The organism is Aurantiacibacter gilvus (genome assembly GCF_038289935.1).
In the GTDB taxonomy this organism is placed as follows: Bacteria; Pseudomonadota; Alphaproteobacteria; order Sphingomonadales; family Sphingomonadaceae; genus Alteraurantiacibacter; species Alteraurantiacibacter gilvus.
Genome location: NZ_JBBYHV010000001.1, coordinates 1,941,530 through 1,958,550, shown reverse-complemented (window position 1 = coordinate 1,958,550; position 17,021 = coordinate 1,941,530). Strand labels below are relative to the sequence as shown.

Below are 17,021 nucleotides of genomic sequence, written 5' to 3'. Positions count from 1 at the left end.
CATGCGCTTGTTGCTGACCACCGCCGCTGCCCTGCTGGCTTTCACTACACCGGCCATGGCGCAGGAAACCGAAGTCGACGCCGCGCTCGACCAGCTCGAAGCGCGGATCGACCGGCTGGAATCGATGAACGAGATCGAGATCGTCCAGCGCACCTACGGCTACTTCGTCGACAAGGGGCAGTGGACGCACCTCAGCAACCTCTTCACCGAAGATGCCACGCTGGAAATCGGCGGCAAGGGCATCTTCATCGGACGCGAACGCGTGCTCGAATACATGCAGACCGCCTTCGGGCCGGACGGCGCGAACGTGGGGATGATCACCAACCACATGCAGTTCCAGCCGGTGGTCAACATTTCGCCTGATGGCGATACCGGCTGGTTGCGCGGGCGGGCATGGGTGATGGCCTCCAGCGGCTGGGGACTGCCGCTCTACGAAGACGCCTTCGAACGCGGCGAGGACGGGGTCTGGCGCATCAGCCGCCTGACCGGGCCCTTCACCATGTACACCAACTGGGAAGGCTGGGGCGAGAATGCGCTCAACAACACCTGGCCCGACAAGTTCGACCCGCCGCCGGACCTGCCGCCGAGCACGGTCTACCTGACCTATCCGGCCTACTACATCGTGCCCTTCCATTACCCGAACCCGGTGACGGGGGAGGCCTTTGCGCCTGATACGGGACAGGTCGGCGCCTACCACCGCCCGCCGGGCACCGCCGAGCAGATCGAAAGCCTGCAGGTCGGCAGGCCGGCTGACGGTACGCAGCCCATCGCGCTGCCGCCACCAAGCGAGTGAGCCGTTTCCTACTTGATGCCCAGATGCGAAAGACAAGCGTGATGCGCCAACACGAAGCTCCCCGTCCGGCCAGTGCGGAAGGTTACACTCCTGCCGTTGCTGCGGTAAGCAAGTGCCTGACTACAAAGGCGAAAACGGGATTGGCCCATTTTTCCAAAGGGCGGGTTCTGTGTTCCACATTGGCCGCCCTGGCGCTTGCCAGTTGCATGGCGGCTGACCGCCCCGCGCCTGTCGTCGCTGCCGCGAGCCCAGACCCGCTGGCAGCTCCGGCAGCCAGGGATTGGCCCAGCGACGGGCGCGACTACACCGCGCAGCGCTACAGCCCGCTGACACAGATCACGGCAGAGAACGTCAGCCAGCTTGGCCTGGCCTGGTATGCCGATCTAGACACCTATCGCGGGGTGGAGGCGACGCCGATCTATACCGATGGCGTGCTTTACAACACGCTGCCGTGGAACATCACCACGGCCTACGATGCGGCCACTGGCGAGGAGCTGTGGACCTACGATCCGCAGACCCCGCGCGAGTTCGGGCGCTATGCCTGCTGCGAACCCGTCAGCCGCGGCCTCGCCATGCGCGGTGACAAGGTGATCATCGCCACGCTCGACGGTCGCCTGATCGCGCTCGACAAGGCCGACGGCCAACCGCTCTGGACCACCCGCACCTTCGAGCTCGACACCGGCTTTGCCTACTCGATCACCGGCGCGCCGCGCGTGTTCGGGGATATGGTGGTGGTCGGGCAGTCGGGCGGCGACATGGGTGTGCGCGGCTTCGTGTCGGCCTACGATGTCGAGACGGGCGAAGAGATCTGGAAGTTCTTCCTCACCCCGGCGCCCGAAGAGGACGGCCCCGACGGCGTCGCTTCGGACGGTGTGATGGACTGGGTGCGTTCCACATGGTCCGAGACCGGCATGTGGCAGACGCTGGGTGGCGGGGCGAACCCGTGGGACTCCATTGCCTACGATCCGGACCTCAACCTGGTTTACGTCGGCACCGGCAATTCCGTGCCGCACGCGCGGTTCTACCGCTCGAACAACGAGGGCGACAACCTGTTCGTCTGCTCGATCGTCGCGCTCGACGGCACCACCGGCGAATACCGCTGGCACTACCAGATGAACCCCGGCGAGGAGTGGGACTGGACCTGCACCGCCTCGATGATCAGCGCCACGCTGGTGATCGACGAGGAAGAGCGCGACGTGTTGATGCAGGCACCCAAGAACGGCTTCTTCTACCTGCTCGACCGCGCGACGGGCGAATTCATCAGCGCCGAGGCCCACGTGTTCCAGAACTGGAACGAGGGCTTTGACGAGGACGGTCGCCCGATCACTTCGCAGGCGGTGCGTTATGGCGAAGTGCCGGTGATGGTCGCGCCGGGGCCGGGCGGGGCGCACAACTGGTTCCCCATGGCCTTCAGCCCGCGCACGGGGCTGGCCTATTTCCCCGCCTACCAGTCGGCCTTCCCCTATGCGGTGCAGCCCGGCTGGGAGCCGCAGCCGCTTCGCTCGAACTCGGGCTGGGGCGGGTTCACCGGTGAGGGCCTGAACGCCCGTATGGGCATCATGGCAGAGGCTGCCGAGCTTGAGCGGGCATGGCTGACAGCATGGGACCCGGTGCGGCAGGAAGCACGCTGGCAGGTCGAACTTCCGCGCCACGGTAACGGCGGTGTCATGGTGACCGCCAGCGACCTCGTGTTCGAGGGCACCACGCGGCAGACCTTCGCCGCCTTCGATGCCTTCACGGGCGCACAACTGTGGGAATACCCGACGCAGAGCGCCCCGGTGGCAGGCGCGATCACCTACGAACTGGACGGCGTGCAGTACGTGGCCATCAACGCCGGCTGGGGCGGCGGCGCGGCGCAGATCGAGCGCGGCGCGGGCATCGAAATGCCGCGCTCCACCGCGCGCCTGCTGGTGTTCCGGCTGGGCGGCTCGGTCGAGCTGCCGCCGCTCGAGGTCGACGCCTCCGCGCCGCCCGAGCCACCGCGCCTGACGGCTTCCGAAGCCACGGTTACGCGCGGGGCACAGCTTTTCGCGGAGACCTGCGCGCTGTGCCACGGCCAGAATGCTATCGGCGGGGTGAAGGACCTGCGCCACATGACCGCCGAGACCCACGCCATGTTCAACGATATCGTGCTGCGCGGTGCCTATCTGGAGCGCGGCATGGCGAGCTTTGCCGACATCCTCAGCGAGGAAGACGTCGAGGCGATTCACGCCTATGTCATCGCCCGCGCCAACGAGGATTGGGGTCGCTAGCGGAAGCGCTTGAACGAGCCGCCGTCGGCGATCACCTCGCGCGCGCAGTTGTGGCCGGGCGCGCCGGTCACCCCGCCGCCGGGGTGGGTGCCGGAGCCGCACATGTAGAGGCCCTTCACCGGACCGCGATAGGCACCGTGGCCCAGCACGGGGCGGGCGGACCACAGCTGGTCGAGGCTCATGTGCCCGTGGAAGATGTCGCCGCCGACGAGGCCGAACTTGCGGTAGAGGCCCTTGGGGCTGAGTACCTGCCGCCCGAGGATCGACTTGCGGAAACCCGGAGCATGCGCCTCCACCGTGTCGACGATGGTGTCGGCTGCGGCGCCTTCCTCGTCGTCCCAGTCGCGGCCGTCAGGCAGTTCGGGTGCGAACTGCTGGCAGAACAGGCTCGCAACGTGCTGTCCTACAGGCGCAAGGCTGTCGTCTACGGTGGATGGGATCAGCATCTCCACGATCGGAGCCTTGGACCAGCCGTGCGCCTTCGCATCGAGGAAGGCCTTGTCCATGTAGTCCAGCGTCGGCGCGATGATGATTCCGGAACTGTGATGCTCGCCCGGTTCGGGCAGCGCCGTGAAGCGCGGCAGCTCGCTGAGCGCCAGGTTCATGCGGAAGGTGCCGCCGCCCGCCTTGAAGCCCTTCATCGCGCGGCGGAAGTCCTCTGGCTGGTGTTCCTCCGCCAGCATCTGGCCATAAAGCAGCTTCGGACCGACGTTGGCGATCACGCGCTTGGCCATGATCTCTTCGCCGGAGGTGAGCCGCACGCCTGCAACCTTGTCGCCATCGACCAGTACCTGATCGACCGGGCTTTCGAGGCTGATCTCCACGCCCGCCTCGGTGCAGACCTTGGCCATGATCTGCGTGATCGTTCCCATGCCGCCGACACAGTGCCCCCAGGCGCCCTTCTTGCCGTTCACCTCGCCGAAGACGTGGTGCAGCAGGACATAGGCGCTGCCGGGCGTGTCCGGCGAAGCGTAGTTGCCCACCACGGCATCGAAACCGAAGGCGGCCTTCACCGGCTCGCTTTCGAACCACTGGTCGAGGAAACTGGTCGCCGACTTGGTGAACAGGTCGAGCACGTGGCGCTTGGCCTCGAGGCTGAGCCGCGACAGGCCCCAGCCTTGCGCCGCGCCCGCCAGCAGGCTGCGCAGGCCGTCGCCCATGTTGGGCGGGGTCTTGAGCGCGAGGTCGCGCAGCACCTCGGCCACGCCTTCCAGCGCGTCGTAATAGGCGGGCAGGGCCTCGGCATCGCGGGTGGAGAACTTGCGGAACTCGGCCTGCGTCCGCTCCAGCCCGCCGCCCAGCTTGAGGTAGCCGCCGTCCGGTTGGGGCAGGAAGTTGGAGATCGGCCGTTCGATCACGCGGTAGCCGTGGTCGACCAGCCGCATGTCGGCGATCACCCTGGGTTGCAGCAGGCTGACCGTGTAGCTGGCGACCGAGTTGCGGAAGCCGGGATGGAACTCCTCGGTCACTGCCGCCCCGCCGACCACGTCGCGCCGCTCGACGATGCGGACCGACAGGCCTGTGCGGGCGAGGTAGAAAGCGCAGACGAGGCCGTTGTGGCCGCCGCCGATAATCACGGCATCGTATTGCCTGGTCATGCGCGGCTCCATCCGTCGGGGGGCGGGCGGTCCAGCCGCGCCTCGGGTATGACCCGGCGCATCCGGCGGCAGAAATGCTTCAAGCAGACTTCCTTGTCGCTGAGCGGCCCCATGGCAAACGAGCGCGACTGCATGCCTGCCTGCACCCGTTCGATCAGCACGGTGTCCTCGGCATTCACCTGTCGGTTGACCCGCCAGTTGAGGTAACGCGCGGCGCGCATCTCGCGGCGGTCATCGGGCAGCACATAGCTGATTTCGCGGATCAGGCAGGTGGTAGGGCCGGTGGGCAGCCACTGCATGAAATCGACCTGGTCCGGATAGATGTCGAAGGCAATGTTGGGCCAGAGCTTGAGATACTGCCACTTGCGCCGGATCGCTTCGGGCAGGTGCTCCACCGGCGGCAGCAGGCGCTGGTAGAACCTTTCGGACCAGTTGCTGCTCTCGCGTTCGCCCAGTTCGCCCCACATGCGGTCGACATGGCGCTCCGCTTCGATGCCGTAGTTCTTGCCGAACAGGCGCGAGAGGCCAGGGTGAGCAACGGGGACGTGCAGGCCGTCCGAATAGTTGTCGCCGACATTCTTCCAGTTTACCTCGCGCGGGCGCAGCGTGACGCGGCCCAGCGCCTCGAGATCGGCGAAACGGTAGGGTGCGACCAATTCTTCGTATGGCGCCATCATGGTGGCCACCGACGGCCCGCCATCGTTCTCCAGCCGGACGAAAAGGAAACCCCGCCACTCTTCCAGCTCGACCGGCGCAAGGCCCGCCTGCGTCTTGTCGAGCGCGGGGTAGCTGGCAGCGTCAGGCACGCCTGTCAGCCTGCCGTCGAGGTCGTAAGTCCAGGCGTGGTAGGGGCAGACCAGCTTCTTCGCGCAGCCCTTTGCCCCGTCGACCAGCCGCGAGCCGCGATGGCGGCAGACATTGGTGAAGGCGCGCAGTTGGCGGTCGGTGCCGCGCACGACGATCACGCTCTCACCGCAGTAATCGAGCGTGTACCAGTCGCCAGCCTCAAGCAGGTCGCTGGCGTGGCAGACCACTTGCCAACTGGGCCGGAACACCCGTTCAAGCTCCACCGCGTGGAACTCGGGATCGTGATAGGTCCATGCTGGCAGGCTCCACCCGTCGAGCGGATCGGTATCGGCGATAGGCAGCGGCATGGTCACGGCGAAGAGGGGAAGCGCCTTTGCGCCGACAAGTCCAGCCCCGGTGACAGAAATCCGCAGATTGGCGGCAATCGACATTCGACCACGGCCGCAGGACATATTAGGCAAGCTGCATGACCAAGTTCCTGCGCGAACCCTTGCTGCATTTCCTCCTCGCGGGCGGGGCGATCTTCGCCCTGGTGTCGGCCCTCGCTCCGGCAGACACCACAGGCCGCGCAATCGAGATCAGCCGCGACGACCTGCTCGTCTACATGCAGGGCCGCGCGCAGGTTTATGATGCCGAGACCTTCTCGCAGCTGCTCGACACCATGCCGGCAGAGGACCGCGAAGAGCTGGTGCGCGACGCCGCCCTGCAGGAGGCGCTCTACCGCGAGGGCCTCTCGCTGCAGATCGCCGAGGCCGATCCGCTCGTTCGGCAACGGGTCATCCAGCAGATGCGCTCGCTGGTGATCGAGGAAGCGGCAGCGCGGCTGGAGCTGAGCGAAGAGGAGGTGCGCGACTACTTCGACGCCAACAGTGATCGCTATGCCAGCCCGGCGGCGGTGAGTTTCGAACATGTCTTCTTCCGCGGTGACGATGGCGAAGAGCGCGCGGCAGCGGCGCGCGAACGGCTGATTGCAGGCGAGCAGGAGGCGGGAGACCGGTTCCCCTACCAGCGCAGCTACTCGGCGGCTTCTCCCGACGTGATCGCCAGCCAGTTCGGCGCAGGGTTCGTGCCGCCGCTGTTCGCGCTTGCCGAGGGCGAGTGGTCGCAGCCGATTCGCTCTGACCTCGGCTGGCACCTCGTGCGCACGACCTCTGCCAGCGAAATGCAGCAGATGGACTTTGCCGAGGTCGAGTCCCGCGTCCGCGAGGATGCCCTGGCCGAACGGCGGCAGGAACTGACGCGCCGCGCGCTGGATGATTTCCTCGCGGGGTACGAGGTTACGATCACGGGCGACCTGGCGGAATGAGCTGGCGGCTGGTCCTGCTGTGCCTGCTGGCGCTGTGCTGGGCCGTGCCCGCGCAAGCCGACGACAACCGCCCGCTCAGCGTGCAGATCGAGGCCCTGGGTGAGGGGGTCTATGCCGCGCGGTGGAAAATCCCCACCAACGTCGCCGCGCGGCACGTGCCGCAGGTCGCGGCTGATGGCTGCGAAGCGACCGGCCATGCGCGCAACTGGTCCGACCCGCTCGGCCACTGGCGCGATGAGCGGTGGCAATGCGCTGCGTCCCCGGCGGAGATCGCGATAACCTATCCCGCCGCCAATCCGGCGCTGGCAACCATCGTCCGCTTCAATCCCGAAGGCGAGCCGGTGCGGACCGTTGTCGCTCCTGCCGAGCGGGAGCGCATCTCGCTGGCCGGCGCAGAAGCCTCCGCCACCGACTGGCAGGGCTTCCTGGTGCTGGGGCTCGAGCACATCTGGATCGGTTTCGACCACCTGCTGTTTGTCGCCGGGCTGATCTTTATCGCCGGAACATGGCAGCGCGTCCTGGTGACGATCACCGGTTTCACCGTCGCGCATTCGATCACGCTGGCGCTGTCGGCGCTCGATATCGTGCGCTTGCCCATCGCCGCGATCGAGGCGGTGATCGCACTCTCTATCGTCTTCCTTGCGGTGGAGATCGTGAAGGGTCCGCGCGACACGCTGACATGGCGCAGGCCCGTGGTGGTGGCGGCAGCCTTCGGCCTGCTGCACGGTTTCGGCTTTGCCGCCGTGCTGCGCGAGATCGGCTTGCCGGACGAGGGCTTCGTCGCCGCGCTGCTGGCCTTCAACGTCGGGATCGAGATCGGGCAGGTGCTGTTCGCTGCCGTGGTACTCGGCGCCTTGCAGCTGCTCCACCGGTTCGGACCGGCGGCAGCACAGGGCAGCGCCCCGCGCTTCGCGGGCTATGCCGTCGGAACGCTCGCCAGCTTCTGGATGATCGAGCGGCTGGCGGGCGCGCTCTAGCGGTTCTGCCTGCCTTCGATCAGCCGCTCGACCAGCGAGGGATCGGCGAGCGTCGAGGTGTCACCCAGCGAGCCGAAGTCGTTCTCGGCGATCTTGCGCAGGATGCGGCGCATGATCTTGCCCGAGCGGGTCTTGGGCAGGCCATCGGTGAAGTGCAGGTGATCGGGCGTTGCGATCGGGCCGATTTCCTTGCGCACCCACTGGCGCAGTTCGGCGGCCAGCTCGTCGTTGTCTTCCTCGCCTTCCATCAGCGTGACGTAGCAGTAGATGCCCTGGCCCTTCACGTCGTGCGGGTAGCCGACCACGGCGGCCTCGGCGACCTTGGGGTGCAGCACCAGCGCGCTCTCGACCTCGGCGGTGCCCATGCGGTGGCCGGAGACGTTGATCACGTCGTCCACGCGGCCGGTGATCCAGTAGTAATCGTCCTCGTCGCGGCGGCAGCCGTCGCCGGTGAAGTACTTGCCGGGGAAGGTGGAGAAATAGGCCTCGATGAAGCGGTCGTGGTCGCCGTAGACCGTGCGTGCCTGTCCCGGCCACGAATGCGTGATGCACAGGTTGCCCGAGGTCGCGCCTTCCAGCGGCTGGCCTTCGGCGTCGACCAGGAGCAGCCGGACGCCGAAGAAGGGCTTGCCCGCGCTGCCCGGCTTCATGTCGTGGGCATGGGGCAGGGTGGTGATCATGTGGCCGCCGGTCTCGGTCTGCCACCAGGTGTCGACGATCGGGCAGCGGCCCTCGCCGACAACTTCGTGATACCAGCGCCAGGCCTCCGGATTGATCGGCTCGCCCACGCTGCCGAGCAGGCGGAGGCTGGAGCGGTCGTGCTTCAGCACCCATTCGTCATGCTCGCGCATCAGCGCGCGGATGGCGGTGGGGGCGGTGTAGAAGATGTTGACCTTGTGCTTGGCGATCACTTCCCAGAAGCGGCCGAAATCGGGGTAGTTGGGGACGCCCTCGAACACCACGCTGGTGCCCGCGTTCAGCAGCGGGCCGTAGGTGACGTAGGAGTGGCCGGTGACCCAGCCGATATCGGCGCTGCACCAGAACACCTCGCCCGGCTGGTAGTCGAAGGTGTAGTGGAAGGTGCTCGCGGCCCAGACGGCATAGCCGCCGGTGGTGTGGAGCACGCCCTTGGGCTTGCCGGTCGAACCGCTGGTGTAGAGGATGAACAGCGGGTCTTCCGCGTTCATCGGTTCGCAGGGGCAGTCCTCCTCGCTGGCGAGGTCGTCAAACCAGTGGTCGCGCCCCTCGTGCATGGTGATGGCACCGCCTGTGTGGCGGATCACCAGCACGCCCTGGACATCCAGCGTGTGATCGGGTTCTTCCAATGCGGCGTCGACATTGGCCTTGAGCGGAATGGTCTTGGTGCCGCGCAGCCCCTCGTCGGCTGTGATCACGAAGCGGCTTTCGCAAGCCTCGATGCGGCCCGCCAGCGCCTCGGGTGAGAAGCCGCCGAAGACCACCGAATGGATCGCGCCCAGCCGCGCGCAGGCGAGCATGGCGGTCAGCCCCTCCACTACCATCGGCATGTAGAGCGTGACGCGGTCGCCCTTCTTCACGCCCAGCTTCTTCAGCGCATTGGCCATGCGCAGCACTTCGGTGTGCAGCTGGGCGTAGGTAAGGCTGTAGGACGGCGTGGCGGGATCGTCCGGCTCGAAGATCAGCGCGGTGGTGTCGGCATGTTCGGGCAGGTGCCGGTCCACGCAGTTGTAACAGAGGTTGAGCGAACCGTCGGCGAACCACTTGATATCGACCGGGTCGTAGGACCACTCGCCCGCCTTGTTGGGCTTCTCGTACCAGTCGAGGCGCTCGGCCTGCTCAAGCCAGAAGGCGTCCGGCTCTTCCACCGAGCGCCGGTACATGTCTTCGTACTGTTCAGGCGTGCAGTGGGTGCCGGTCGAGTCAGCGGGCTTGCGGACGAAATCGCTCATTCGGGTCCTCTCCTTTGCGAAGACCCTATCTAGCTGGCGTCCCGCTGATTGGAAGGGTGCGCGCGCTTGAATGCGGGCAGGGCGAGGCAGGCGGCCTCGATGCGCGCCATGCGCGGGCTGGCCGAGAGGTCGTAGTCGAACCGTCGCGCGTTGTAGAGCTGGGGGACCAGCACGGCTTCGAACAGGCCCGGCTTGTCGAACAGGAATTCGCCCGTGCCGAGCTGTTCCAGCCGCGCCTCCAGCGGGCGTAGCGTGGCGGCCAGCCAGTGGCGATACCAGGTGTCGATTTCGTCCTGCGAATGGCCCAGCGGGTCCTTCAGGTACTTGAGCACCTTGAGGTTGAGCGGGGCGTGCAGTTCGGTGGCAATGGCATAGGTGAGTTCGCGTGCCGTGTAGCGCTGCTCGATGCCTGCAGGCAGCAGCGGCTGCTCCGGGTGGCGCTCGTCGAGCCATTCGATGATCGCCATCGACTGCGCCCGGTCGCGGCCATCGGCCTCCAGCATGGGCACCCCGGCGAAGGGGTTGCGCGCGGTGAAGGCCTGGTCGCGGTGCGCGCTCTCGACGAGGTTCACCGGGCAGTTGTCGTAGGCGAGTCCCTTCAGTTCCAGCGCGATCCGCAAGCGGTAGCTGGTCGAGCTTCGCCAATATCCGTAGAGTTTCATCGGCACCTCCCGCGTGCTTGTTCGTTGGAGCACTACATCATGGCGATGCGACAGGCATTGTGCAATAAAGTTTCAGGTGATACTAATTGGGCATGAGCTATCAGACGGGTTTCCTGAACCACTTCGCCACCGAGGCTGTCGCGGGCGCTCTTCCCGAAGGGCGCAACTCGCCGCAACGCCCGGCTTTCGGCCTCTACGCCGAACAGTTCAGCACCAGCGCCTTCACCATGGCACGCGCCGAGAACCGGCGGAGCTGGCTCTACCGAATGCGTCCGACGACCGCACACGGGGCCTTCGTGCCCTACGCCGGGGCTGAGCTGCTCGGCGCGCCTGACGGCAGCCACACCACCCCCAACCGCCTGCGCTGGGACCCGCTGGCCATGCCCGAAACGCGGGTCGATTTCGTCGATGGCATGGTGACCTATGGCGGCAATGCCGGCATCGGCGTGCATCTCTATGCTGCCACGGCCAGCATGGATGCGCGCGCCTTCCAGAATAGCGACGGCGAGATGCTGATCCTGCCGCAGCAGGGCGCCTTGCGGATCGTCACCGAACTGGGCCGCATGGAAGTCGCTCCCGGCTTCCTCGCGCTGGTGCCTGCCGGGATGCGTTTTCGCGTCGAGCTGCTGGACGGCCCTTCGCGCGGCTACATCTGCGAGAACTTCGGCGCGCCGTTCCGCTTGCCGGACCTAGGCCCCATCGGTGCCAACGGCCTCGCCAACCCGCGCGATTTCGAGACGCCTGTCGCCTGGTACGAAGACCGCGACGAGCACTTCGAGATCGTCCAGAAGTTCAATGGCAGGCTGTGGACCACCACCATCGACCACTCGCCCTTCGACGTGGTCGCCTGGCACGGCAATTCCGCGCCCTGCCGCTATGACCTGTCGCGGTTCAACACCATTGGCACGGTCAGCTTTGACCACCCCGACCCGTCGATCTTCACCGTGCTGACCAGTCCCAGCGATACTCCGGGTACGGCCAATTGCGATTTCGTGATCTTCCCGCCGCGCTGGATGGTGGGCGAGGACACCTTCCGCCCGCCGTGGTTCCACCGCAACGTGATGAGCGAATTCATGGGCCTGATCCACGGCGTCTACGATGCCAAGGAAGGCGGCGGCTTCGTTCCCGGCGGGGCGAGCCTGCACAACCAGTTCAACGGCCATGGTCCCGATGCCGAAAGCACGCGCAAGGCGATGGCAGCGGAGCTCAAGCCCAGCAAGATCGACGACACGCTGGCCTTCATGTTCGAAAGCCGCGCGATCATCCACACCAGCAAGTTCGCCATGGAGGGCGGACTGCTGCAACACGATTACGACGCCTGCTGGACAGGCTTCGAGAAAGCGAAATTGCCCGAATGACCATCGAACTCGATTTCACCCACGATCCCAAGGCCACCAGCTGGGTCGAGAGCGCCAACGGCCACCCGGACTTCCCGGTGCAGAACCTGCCCTTCGGCTGCTTCTCGAAGGACGGAAAGAATCCTTGGGGTTGCGTCGCCATCGGCGATTTCGTGCTGGACCTGCGCAAGCTGGCGGACACCCTCGACGTGGGCGATACGCGCAAGATCCTGCACTATGCGGCGCAAAGCACGCTCAACGGGCTGTTCCGCATCCCCGGCGGCGCCTCCAAGCTTCGCCAGCGGCTGTTCGAATTGCTGACCGACGAGGCGCATCGCGCGCTTGTGGAGCCTTGCCTCGTGCCCATGGCCGAAGTGCACATGCACCTGCCGTTCGATATTCACGACTACACCGATTTCTACACCGGCATCCATCATGCGACCAATATCGGCAAGCTGTTCCGGCCCGATAACCCCTTGTTGCCCAACTACAAATACGTGCCGATCGGTTACCACGGACGATCCAGCTCGATCCGCGTTTCCGGCGTGCCGGTGAAGCGTCCCAGCGGCCAGACCATGGCTCCCGACGCCGATGAGCCGAGTTTCGGCCCGTCCAAGCGGCTCGACTACGAACTCGAAATGGCGATCTGGGTCGGGCAAGGCAACGAACTCGGCGAGCCGATCCCGATTGGTGAAGCATCCAGCCATATCGCCGGGATCTCGATCCTCAACGACTGGTCGGCGCGTGACCTGCAGGCGTGGGAATACCAGCCGCTCGGTCCGTTCCTCGCCAAGAACTTCCACTCGACGGTGTCGCCGTGGGTGGTGACCATGGACGCGCTCGCGCCCTTCCGCGTAGCCCAGCCGCCGCGCCCCGAGGGCGATCCGGCACCGCTGCCTTACCTGCTCGACGCTGACGACCAGGCGCACGGCGCGCTCGACGTACAGATGGAAGTCTACATCTCCACCGCGAAGATGCGCGAGGCGGGCGATGCACCGCACAAGCTCAGTTCCGGCCCGATGACCGCGATGTACTGGACCATGGCCCAACTCGTCGCGCACCATGCGGTGGGCGGCTGCAACCTGCAGCCGGGCGACCTGCTCGGCACCGGTACGCTCACCAGCGGCGAAGAGGGCGGCGAAGGCAGCCTGATCGAGCTGAGCAAGGGCGGCAAGCAGCCGATCACCTTGCCCAACGGCGAGACCCGCACTTTCCTCGAAGACGGCGACGAGGTGATCATGACCGCCTTCGCCGAAAAGGACGGTTTTGCCCGCATCGGGCTTGGCGAATGCCGCGCGGTGATTGTAGGCTGACCTCTCCTGAAGGAGAGGACTATCTTGCAACGTAACATGCTCGCTGGCGCGATGGGGCTGGCTTTCTCCGGCTTGCTGGCCGCCTGCACGCCTACTGCCGACCAGGCGGAGCTGGGCTCCCGCGATGTCCCGCTGATCGAGGTCGATGGACTGCAGTTCCGCGATCTCGACAAGGACGGCGCGCTGACGCCCTACGAGGACTGGCGCCTCACGCCGCAGGAACGTGCCGAAGACCTCGTGGCGCGCATGACGCTTGACGAGAAGGCAGGCCAGATGGTGGTCGGCGGGCTGGCCGGCAATGCGCCTCCCGGTGAACCTGCCACCGGCTATGATCTCGATGCTGTCACCGCGCTGGTGGCCGAAACCGGCGTCACCCACGTGATCTCGCGGCTGGCGACGGGTAATACCGCGCTCGCCGAAGCCAACAACGCCGTGCAGCAGGTGGCCGAGAACGGCCGCCTCGGTATTCCCGCCGTCATCATGACCGATCCGCGCCACGGCTTTACCGAGCTTGCCGGGGCCAGCGTGGAGGGCGGCCAGTTCGCCCAGTTCCCCAACGGCGTAGGCATTGCCGCGCTCGACGATCCGGCCTTTGCCGAAACCTACGGCGCACTGGTGCGCGGAGACCTGCGCGCCACCGGCTTCACCATGCTGCTCGGCCCGCAGATCGACCTTGCCACCGAACCGCGCTGGCCGCGCAATTTCGACACTTTCGGCGAGGATGCCGACATTTCCGCGCGCACTGCCGAAGCTTTCGTTCGCGGCTTGCAGGGCGGCCCCGATGGCGTGGAGGCGGACGGAGTTGCTGCCATCATCAAGCACTTCGCGGGCTATTCGGCCTCGGCCACGGGGTTCGATGCGCACAATTACTACGGTCGCCACTCGCGCCTGAATGCGGAGGAGTGGGAACAGCATATCCGCCCCTTCCAGGGTGCACTGGCAGCCAGTCCTGCAGGCGTCATGCCTGCCTATTCGATCCTGCAGGAGCTGGAGCTGGACGGCGCGCCGATGGAGCAGGTGGGCGTCGGCTACAACCGCTACCTGCTGAACGACGTGCTGCGCGGCGAGCTGGGTTTCGAGGGCGTGATCCTGTCCGACTGGGCCATCACCAGGGATTGCAGCAGCGAGTGCGTGGAAGGCCATCCCGAAGGCGAGCCGCCTAGCTTTGCCACGGTTTCCACCGCCTGGGGTGTGGAAGACCTGAGCGAGGCCGAACGCTTCGCCAAGGGTGTGCAGGCGGGTCTCGACATCTTTGGCGGGGTGGACGATCCTTCGCCGCTGGTCGAGGCAGTCGCAAGCGGCTTGCTCGACGAAGCACTGGTCGACGCGGCGGTAACGCGGGTGCTGGTGCAGGCCTTCGAACTGGGGCTGTTCGAAAACCCCTTTGTCGATCCGGCGCTGGCCGAAACCGAGATCGGCACACCTGACGAATGGGCCATGGGCCTGCAGGCACAAGCGGAATCGATGGTGCTGCTGGAGATGGAAGGAAATGCCGCTCTTGCCGAAGGCACTAGGGTACTGCTGTTCGGGGTAAATGAAGAGGCTGCGCGCGCGGCGGGACTGGAGCCGGTCAGCAATGCCGCCGAGGCAGACGTCGCCGTGGTGCGCACGCGCTCGCCGTCGGAAATGCTGCATCCGCAGTACATATTCGGTTCGATGCACCAGGAAGGCAGCCTTGCCTTCCCGTCAGACCATCCGGCGCTGCAGTTCATGAATGGCTTGCCGGCGGACCTGCCGGTCATCGCCGACGTGCAGCTGGATCGTCCAGCAATCCTCGTGCCGTTCAAGGATCGCGCCTCGACGCTGTTCGCCAGTTTCGGTGCCAGTGACCGAGCGTTCCTCGACGTACTGACCGGACAGGCCACGCCGCGCGGCAGCCTGCCGTTCGAACTGCCAAGCTCGATGGCCGCGGTGGAGGCGCAGCGTCCCGGGGCCGCCGCCGACAGCGCGGACCCGCTCTATCCGCTGGGATTTCGCCACGGCGGCACATAGCCACGCTTGGGCTGGCTCAAGAAACGGCCATATTGAGCGGAGCCGCCTTGCTTCCCATCTGGGGGGCAAGGAGAAAAGCCATGATTGAACTCCGCCCTTTCGATAGCCTCGGCGGTGCCAACCACGGTTGGCTGGATACCAAGTTCCACTTCTCGTTCGCCGACTATTTCGAGCAGTCGCGCCTGCACTGGGGTGCCCTGCGCGTGTGGAACGACGACCATATCGCCGCCAAGAGCGGCTTCCCGCCGCATCCGCACAAGGACATGGAGATCATCACCTATGTCCGCGAGGGCGCGATCTCGCACCGCGACAGCCTGGGCAACGAGGGCCGCACCGAAGCGGGTGACGTGCAGGTGATGAGCGCAGGCAGCGGCATCCAGCATGCCGAGTTCAACCTCGAGGACGAGGACTGCCGCCTGTTCCAGATCTGGATCCTGCCGGACAAGGACAAGCTGGGGCGCGAACCTTCGTGGGGTGCCAAGCCGTTCCCCAAGGACGACCGTTCGGGCCGCTGGGTCACGCTTGCCAGCGGGCGCGATGGCGACAATGACGCCCTGCCGATCAACGCTGATGCCCGCGTGCTGGGCGCCACGATCAAGGCGGGCGAAACGCTCGACTACGATCTTGGCGGCCGCAAGGGCTACCTCGTGCCAGCTACGGGCAAGCTGGAGATCGGCGGCCAGCTGGTGAACACCCGCGACGGTGCGGCGCTGGCTGACATCGACACCCTCAGCGTCACCGCGCTGGAGGACAGCGAAGTGGTGCTGGTGGAAACCGCCTGAACAAGCGAAGCCTGACCACATGAAGAGGGCCGCGTCCTTCAAGGCGCGGCCCTTTTCCGTGGCCGACTATTCGTGCCTGAGCGCGTCGATCGGGTCGAGCTTGCTGGCCCGGTGCGCGGGGTAATAGCCGAAGATGATCCCCATCACGGCGCTGAACACGAAGCTCAGGATGTTGACCGCGGGATCGAAGATAAACGGCAGGTCGATGGCGCTGGCCAGCAGGATCGAAAGCCCGAAGGCGAGGCCGATGCCCAGCAGGCCGCCGAAGCAGCACAGCACCACCGCTTCGGTGAGGAACTGCAGCCGCACTTCGCGTGCGAGAGCGCCAATGGCGAGGCGGATGCCGATCTCGCGGGTCCGCTCGGTCACGCTGACAAGCATGATGTTCATGATGCCGATGCCGCCCACCAGCAGGCTGATGCCGGCGATCACCGTCACCACCGCGGTCATCACGCCGGTCACCTGGTTCACGGTGTCGTTGATCTCTGCGGTGTCGACGATGTTGAAGTCGTTGGGTTCGTCTTCCTGGATCACGCGGCGTTCGCGCAGCAGGTCGATCAGCTGCTGCTGGATCGAGGCGCTGGAAAAGCCCGGATCGTACTTCACCACGAAGAACTGCACGTCGGTGTTGCCGATGAAGCGGCGCTGCACCGTCTTCAGCGGCATGAACACCACGTCGTCGGCATCGTTGCCGCCGCCGACCGCATTGGCGCGTTCGTCGATCATGCCGATCACCTGGCACGAGACATTGCCGAGGCGCATCTGTTCACCGATCACCCGGCCTTCGACGAAGATCTCCTCGACGATCTTGGGGCCGACGATGCAGACGCTTTCGCCGCGTGCCATTTCGCGGTCGGAGAAGGGGCGGCCCTCGATGATCTCGATCGACTGTGCATCGAAGAACTCGTTGTCGCCGCCCTGGACCGTGGTGCCCCAGTCCTGCCCGTTGTGGAAGGCAGTGGTCGACGACTGCACCGATCCGGCAGCGCCTTCGACGCCCGGGATCTGCATTTCGACGGCGCGGATATCCTCGTCATCGAAGGGCGGCGGTGCGATGTTGGGATCGACGCGCTGCGGGAAAATGATGAACACGTCCGAGCCGAGCCCGGCAATGTCTTCCTGCACGTCAGCCGTCAGGCCGCGGCCCAGCGTGACCATGGTGATAACGGCCGCGACACCGATGATGATGCCCAGCGTCGTCAGGAAGCTGCGCAGCAGGTGGCGGCGGATTTCCCGCAGTGCGAGCAGCATGGTGGCGCCGATCATGCCGAGCA

General features: G+C 66.0%; 13 protein-coding genes. 8 read left to right on the top strand and 5 right to left on the bottom strand.

Translation table 11 applies throughout. The annotated features are described in order from the left end of the window. The first annotated feature begins 1 nt into the window (after position 1). Together AAEO60_RS09750 and AAEO60_RS09745 are read left to right on the top strand one after the other, a co-directional pair. On the top strand, positions 2–793 hold the full coding sequence (locus AAEO60_RS09750; protein ID WP_341673465.1) for a nuclear transport factor 2 family protein: 792 nt from the start codon (positions 2–4) through the stop codon (positions 791–793). Positions 794–999: 206 nt separating this feature from the next. After that, positions 1,000–3,045 (top strand): PQQ-dependent dehydrogenase, methanol/ethanol family, encoded by a 2,046-nt coding sequence (locus AAEO60_RS09745; RefSeq protein ID WP_341673464.1) that lies wholly within the window; start codon positions 1,000–1,002, stop codon positions 3,043–3,045. On the opposite strand, the gene AAEO60_RS09740 is transcribed toward AAEO60_RS09745, so the two are convergent. Further along, positions 3,042–4,643, bottom strand: coding sequence for a phytoene desaturase family protein (locus AAEO60_RS09740; protein WP_341673463.1), 1,602 nt, complete (start codon positions 4,641–4,643; stop codon positions 3,042–3,044). The genes AAEO60_RS09745 and AAEO60_RS09740 overlap by 4 nt on opposite strands. Then, complete coding sequence (locus AAEO60_RS09735; protein ID WP_341673568.1) at positions 4,640–5,797, bottom strand: aromatic ring-hydroxylating oxygenase subunit alpha; 1,158 nt, start codon at positions 5,795–5,797, stop codon at positions 4,640–4,642. Before AAEO60_RS09735 ends, AAEO60_RS09740 begins: the two co-directional genes overlap by 4 nt. Before the next feature lie 119 nt (positions 5,798–5,916). Between AAEO60_RS09735 and AAEO60_RS09730 the strand changes: the two genes are divergently transcribed. Beyond that, positions 5,917–6,756, top strand: coding sequence for a peptidyl-prolyl cis-trans isomerase (locus AAEO60_RS09730; protein ID WP_341673462.1), 840 nt, complete (start codon positions 5,917–5,919; stop codon positions 6,754–6,756). Beyond that, complete coding sequence (locus tag AAEO60_RS09725; RefSeq protein ID WP_341673461.1) at positions 6,753–7,733, top strand: HupE/UreJ family protein; 981 nt, start codon at positions 6,753–6,755, stop codon at positions 7,731–7,733. Before AAEO60_RS09730 ends, AAEO60_RS09725 begins: the two co-directional genes overlap by 4 nt. On the opposite strand, the gene acs is transcribed toward AAEO60_RS09725, so the two are convergent. Beyond that, positions 7,730–9,661 carry an acetate--CoA ligase gene (acs, locus tag AAEO60_RS09720; protein ID WP_341673460.1) on the bottom strand — a complete coding sequence of 644 codons (1,932 nt, stop codon included), beginning with the start codon at positions 9,659–9,661 and terminating at the stop codon, positions 7,730–7,732. The genes AAEO60_RS09725 and acs overlap by 4 nt on opposite strands. Before the next feature lie 29 nt (positions 9,662–9,690). Further along, a complete protein-coding gene (gene maiA / locus AAEO60_RS09715; RefSeq protein WP_341673459.1) occupies positions 9,691–10,323 on the bottom strand; it encodes a maleylacetoacetate isomerase in 633 nt (210 codons plus the stop codon). A 92-nt stretch (positions 10,324–10,415) separates the two neighbouring features. On the opposite strand from maiA, the gene hmgA reads away from it, so the two are divergent. The 4 genes from hmgA (at position 10,416) to AAEO60_RS09695 (ending at position 15,747) form a co-directional block, all read left to right on the top strand. Beyond that, complete coding sequence (gene hmgA / locus AAEO60_RS09710; RefSeq protein ID WP_341673458.1) at positions 10,416–11,681, top strand: homogentisate 1,2-dioxygenase; 1,266 nt, start codon at positions 10,416–10,418, stop codon at positions 11,679–11,681. Beyond that, positions 11,678–12,973, top strand: a complete 1,296-nt coding sequence (gene fahA / locus AAEO60_RS09705) for a fumarylacetoacetase (RefSeq protein WP_341673457.1) — start codon at positions 11,678–11,680, stop codon at positions 12,971–12,973. Before hmgA ends, fahA begins: the two co-directional genes overlap by 4 nt. A gap of 24 nt (positions 12,974–12,997) precedes the next feature. Then, positions 12,998–14,965 carry a glycoside hydrolase family 3 protein gene (locus AAEO60_RS09700; protein ID WP_341673455.1) on the top strand — a complete coding sequence of 656 codons (1,968 nt, stop codon included), beginning with the start codon at positions 12,998–13,000 and terminating at the stop codon, positions 14,963–14,965. A gap of 80 nt (positions 14,966–15,045) precedes the next feature. Further along, positions 15,046–15,747, top strand: coding sequence for a pirin family protein (locus AAEO60_RS09695; protein WP_341673454.1), 702 nt, complete (start codon positions 15,046–15,048; stop codon positions 15,745–15,747). Positions 15,748–15,813: 66 nt separating this feature from the next. Here the strand turns inward: AAEO60_RS09695 and AAEO60_RS09690 are convergent, their stop codons facing one another. Further along, a complete protein-coding gene (locus AAEO60_RS09690) occupies positions 15,814–17,013 on the bottom strand; it encodes an ABC transporter permease (RefSeq protein WP_341673567.1) in 1,200 nt (399 codons plus the stop codon). Positions 17,014–17,021: the final 8 nt, after the last annotated feature.

Bases quoted from the DNA above. Each gene is read 5' to 3' on its own strand.
- AAEO60_RS09740 (WP_341673463.1), bottom strand. From the start codon at position 4,643: ATGACCAGGCAATACGATGCCGTGATTATCGGCGGCGGCCACAACGGC.
- AAEO60_RS09750 (WP_341673465.1), top strand. From the start codon at position 2: ATGCGCTTGTTGCTGACCACCGCCGCTGCCCTGCTGGCTTTCACTACA.
- AAEO60_RS09690 (WP_341673567.1), bottom strand. From the start codon at position 17,013: ATGATCGGCGCCACCATGCTGCTCGCACTGCGGGAAATCCGCCGCCAC.
- AAEO60_RS09695 (WP_341673454.1), top strand. From the start codon at position 15,046: ATGATTGAACTCCGCCCTTTCGATAGCCTCGGCGGTGCCAACCACGGT.
- AAEO60_RS09725 (WP_341673461.1), top strand. From the start codon at position 6,753: ATGAGCTGGCGGCTGGTCCTGCTGTGCCTGCTGGCGCTGTGCTGGGCC.
- fahA (WP_341673457.1), top strand. From the start codon at position 11,678: ATGACCATCGAACTCGATTTCACCCACGATCCCAAGGCCACCAGCTGG.
- acs (WP_341673460.1), bottom strand. From the start codon at position 9,661: ATGAGCGATTTCGTCCGCAAGCCCGCTGACTCGACCGGCACCCACTGC.
- AAEO60_RS09735 (WP_341673568.1), bottom strand. From the start codon at position 5,797: ATGCCGCTGCCTATCGCCGATACCGATCCGCTCGACGGGTGGAGCCTG.
- maiA (WP_341673459.1), bottom strand. From the start codon at position 10,323: ATGAAACTCTACGGATATTGGCGAAGCTCGACCAGCTACCGCTTGCGG.
- AAEO60_RS09745 (WP_341673464.1), top strand. From the start codon at position 1,000: ATGGCGGCTGACCGCCCCGCGCCTGTCGTCGCTGCCGCGAGCCCAGAC.
- AAEO60_RS09730 (WP_341673462.1), top strand. From the start codon at position 5,917: ATGACCAAGTTCCTGCGCGAACCCTTGCTGCATTTCCTCCTCGCGGGC.
- hmgA (WP_341673458.1), top strand. From the start codon at position 10,416: ATGAGCTATCAGACGGGTTTCCTGAACCACTTCGCCACCGAGGCTGTC.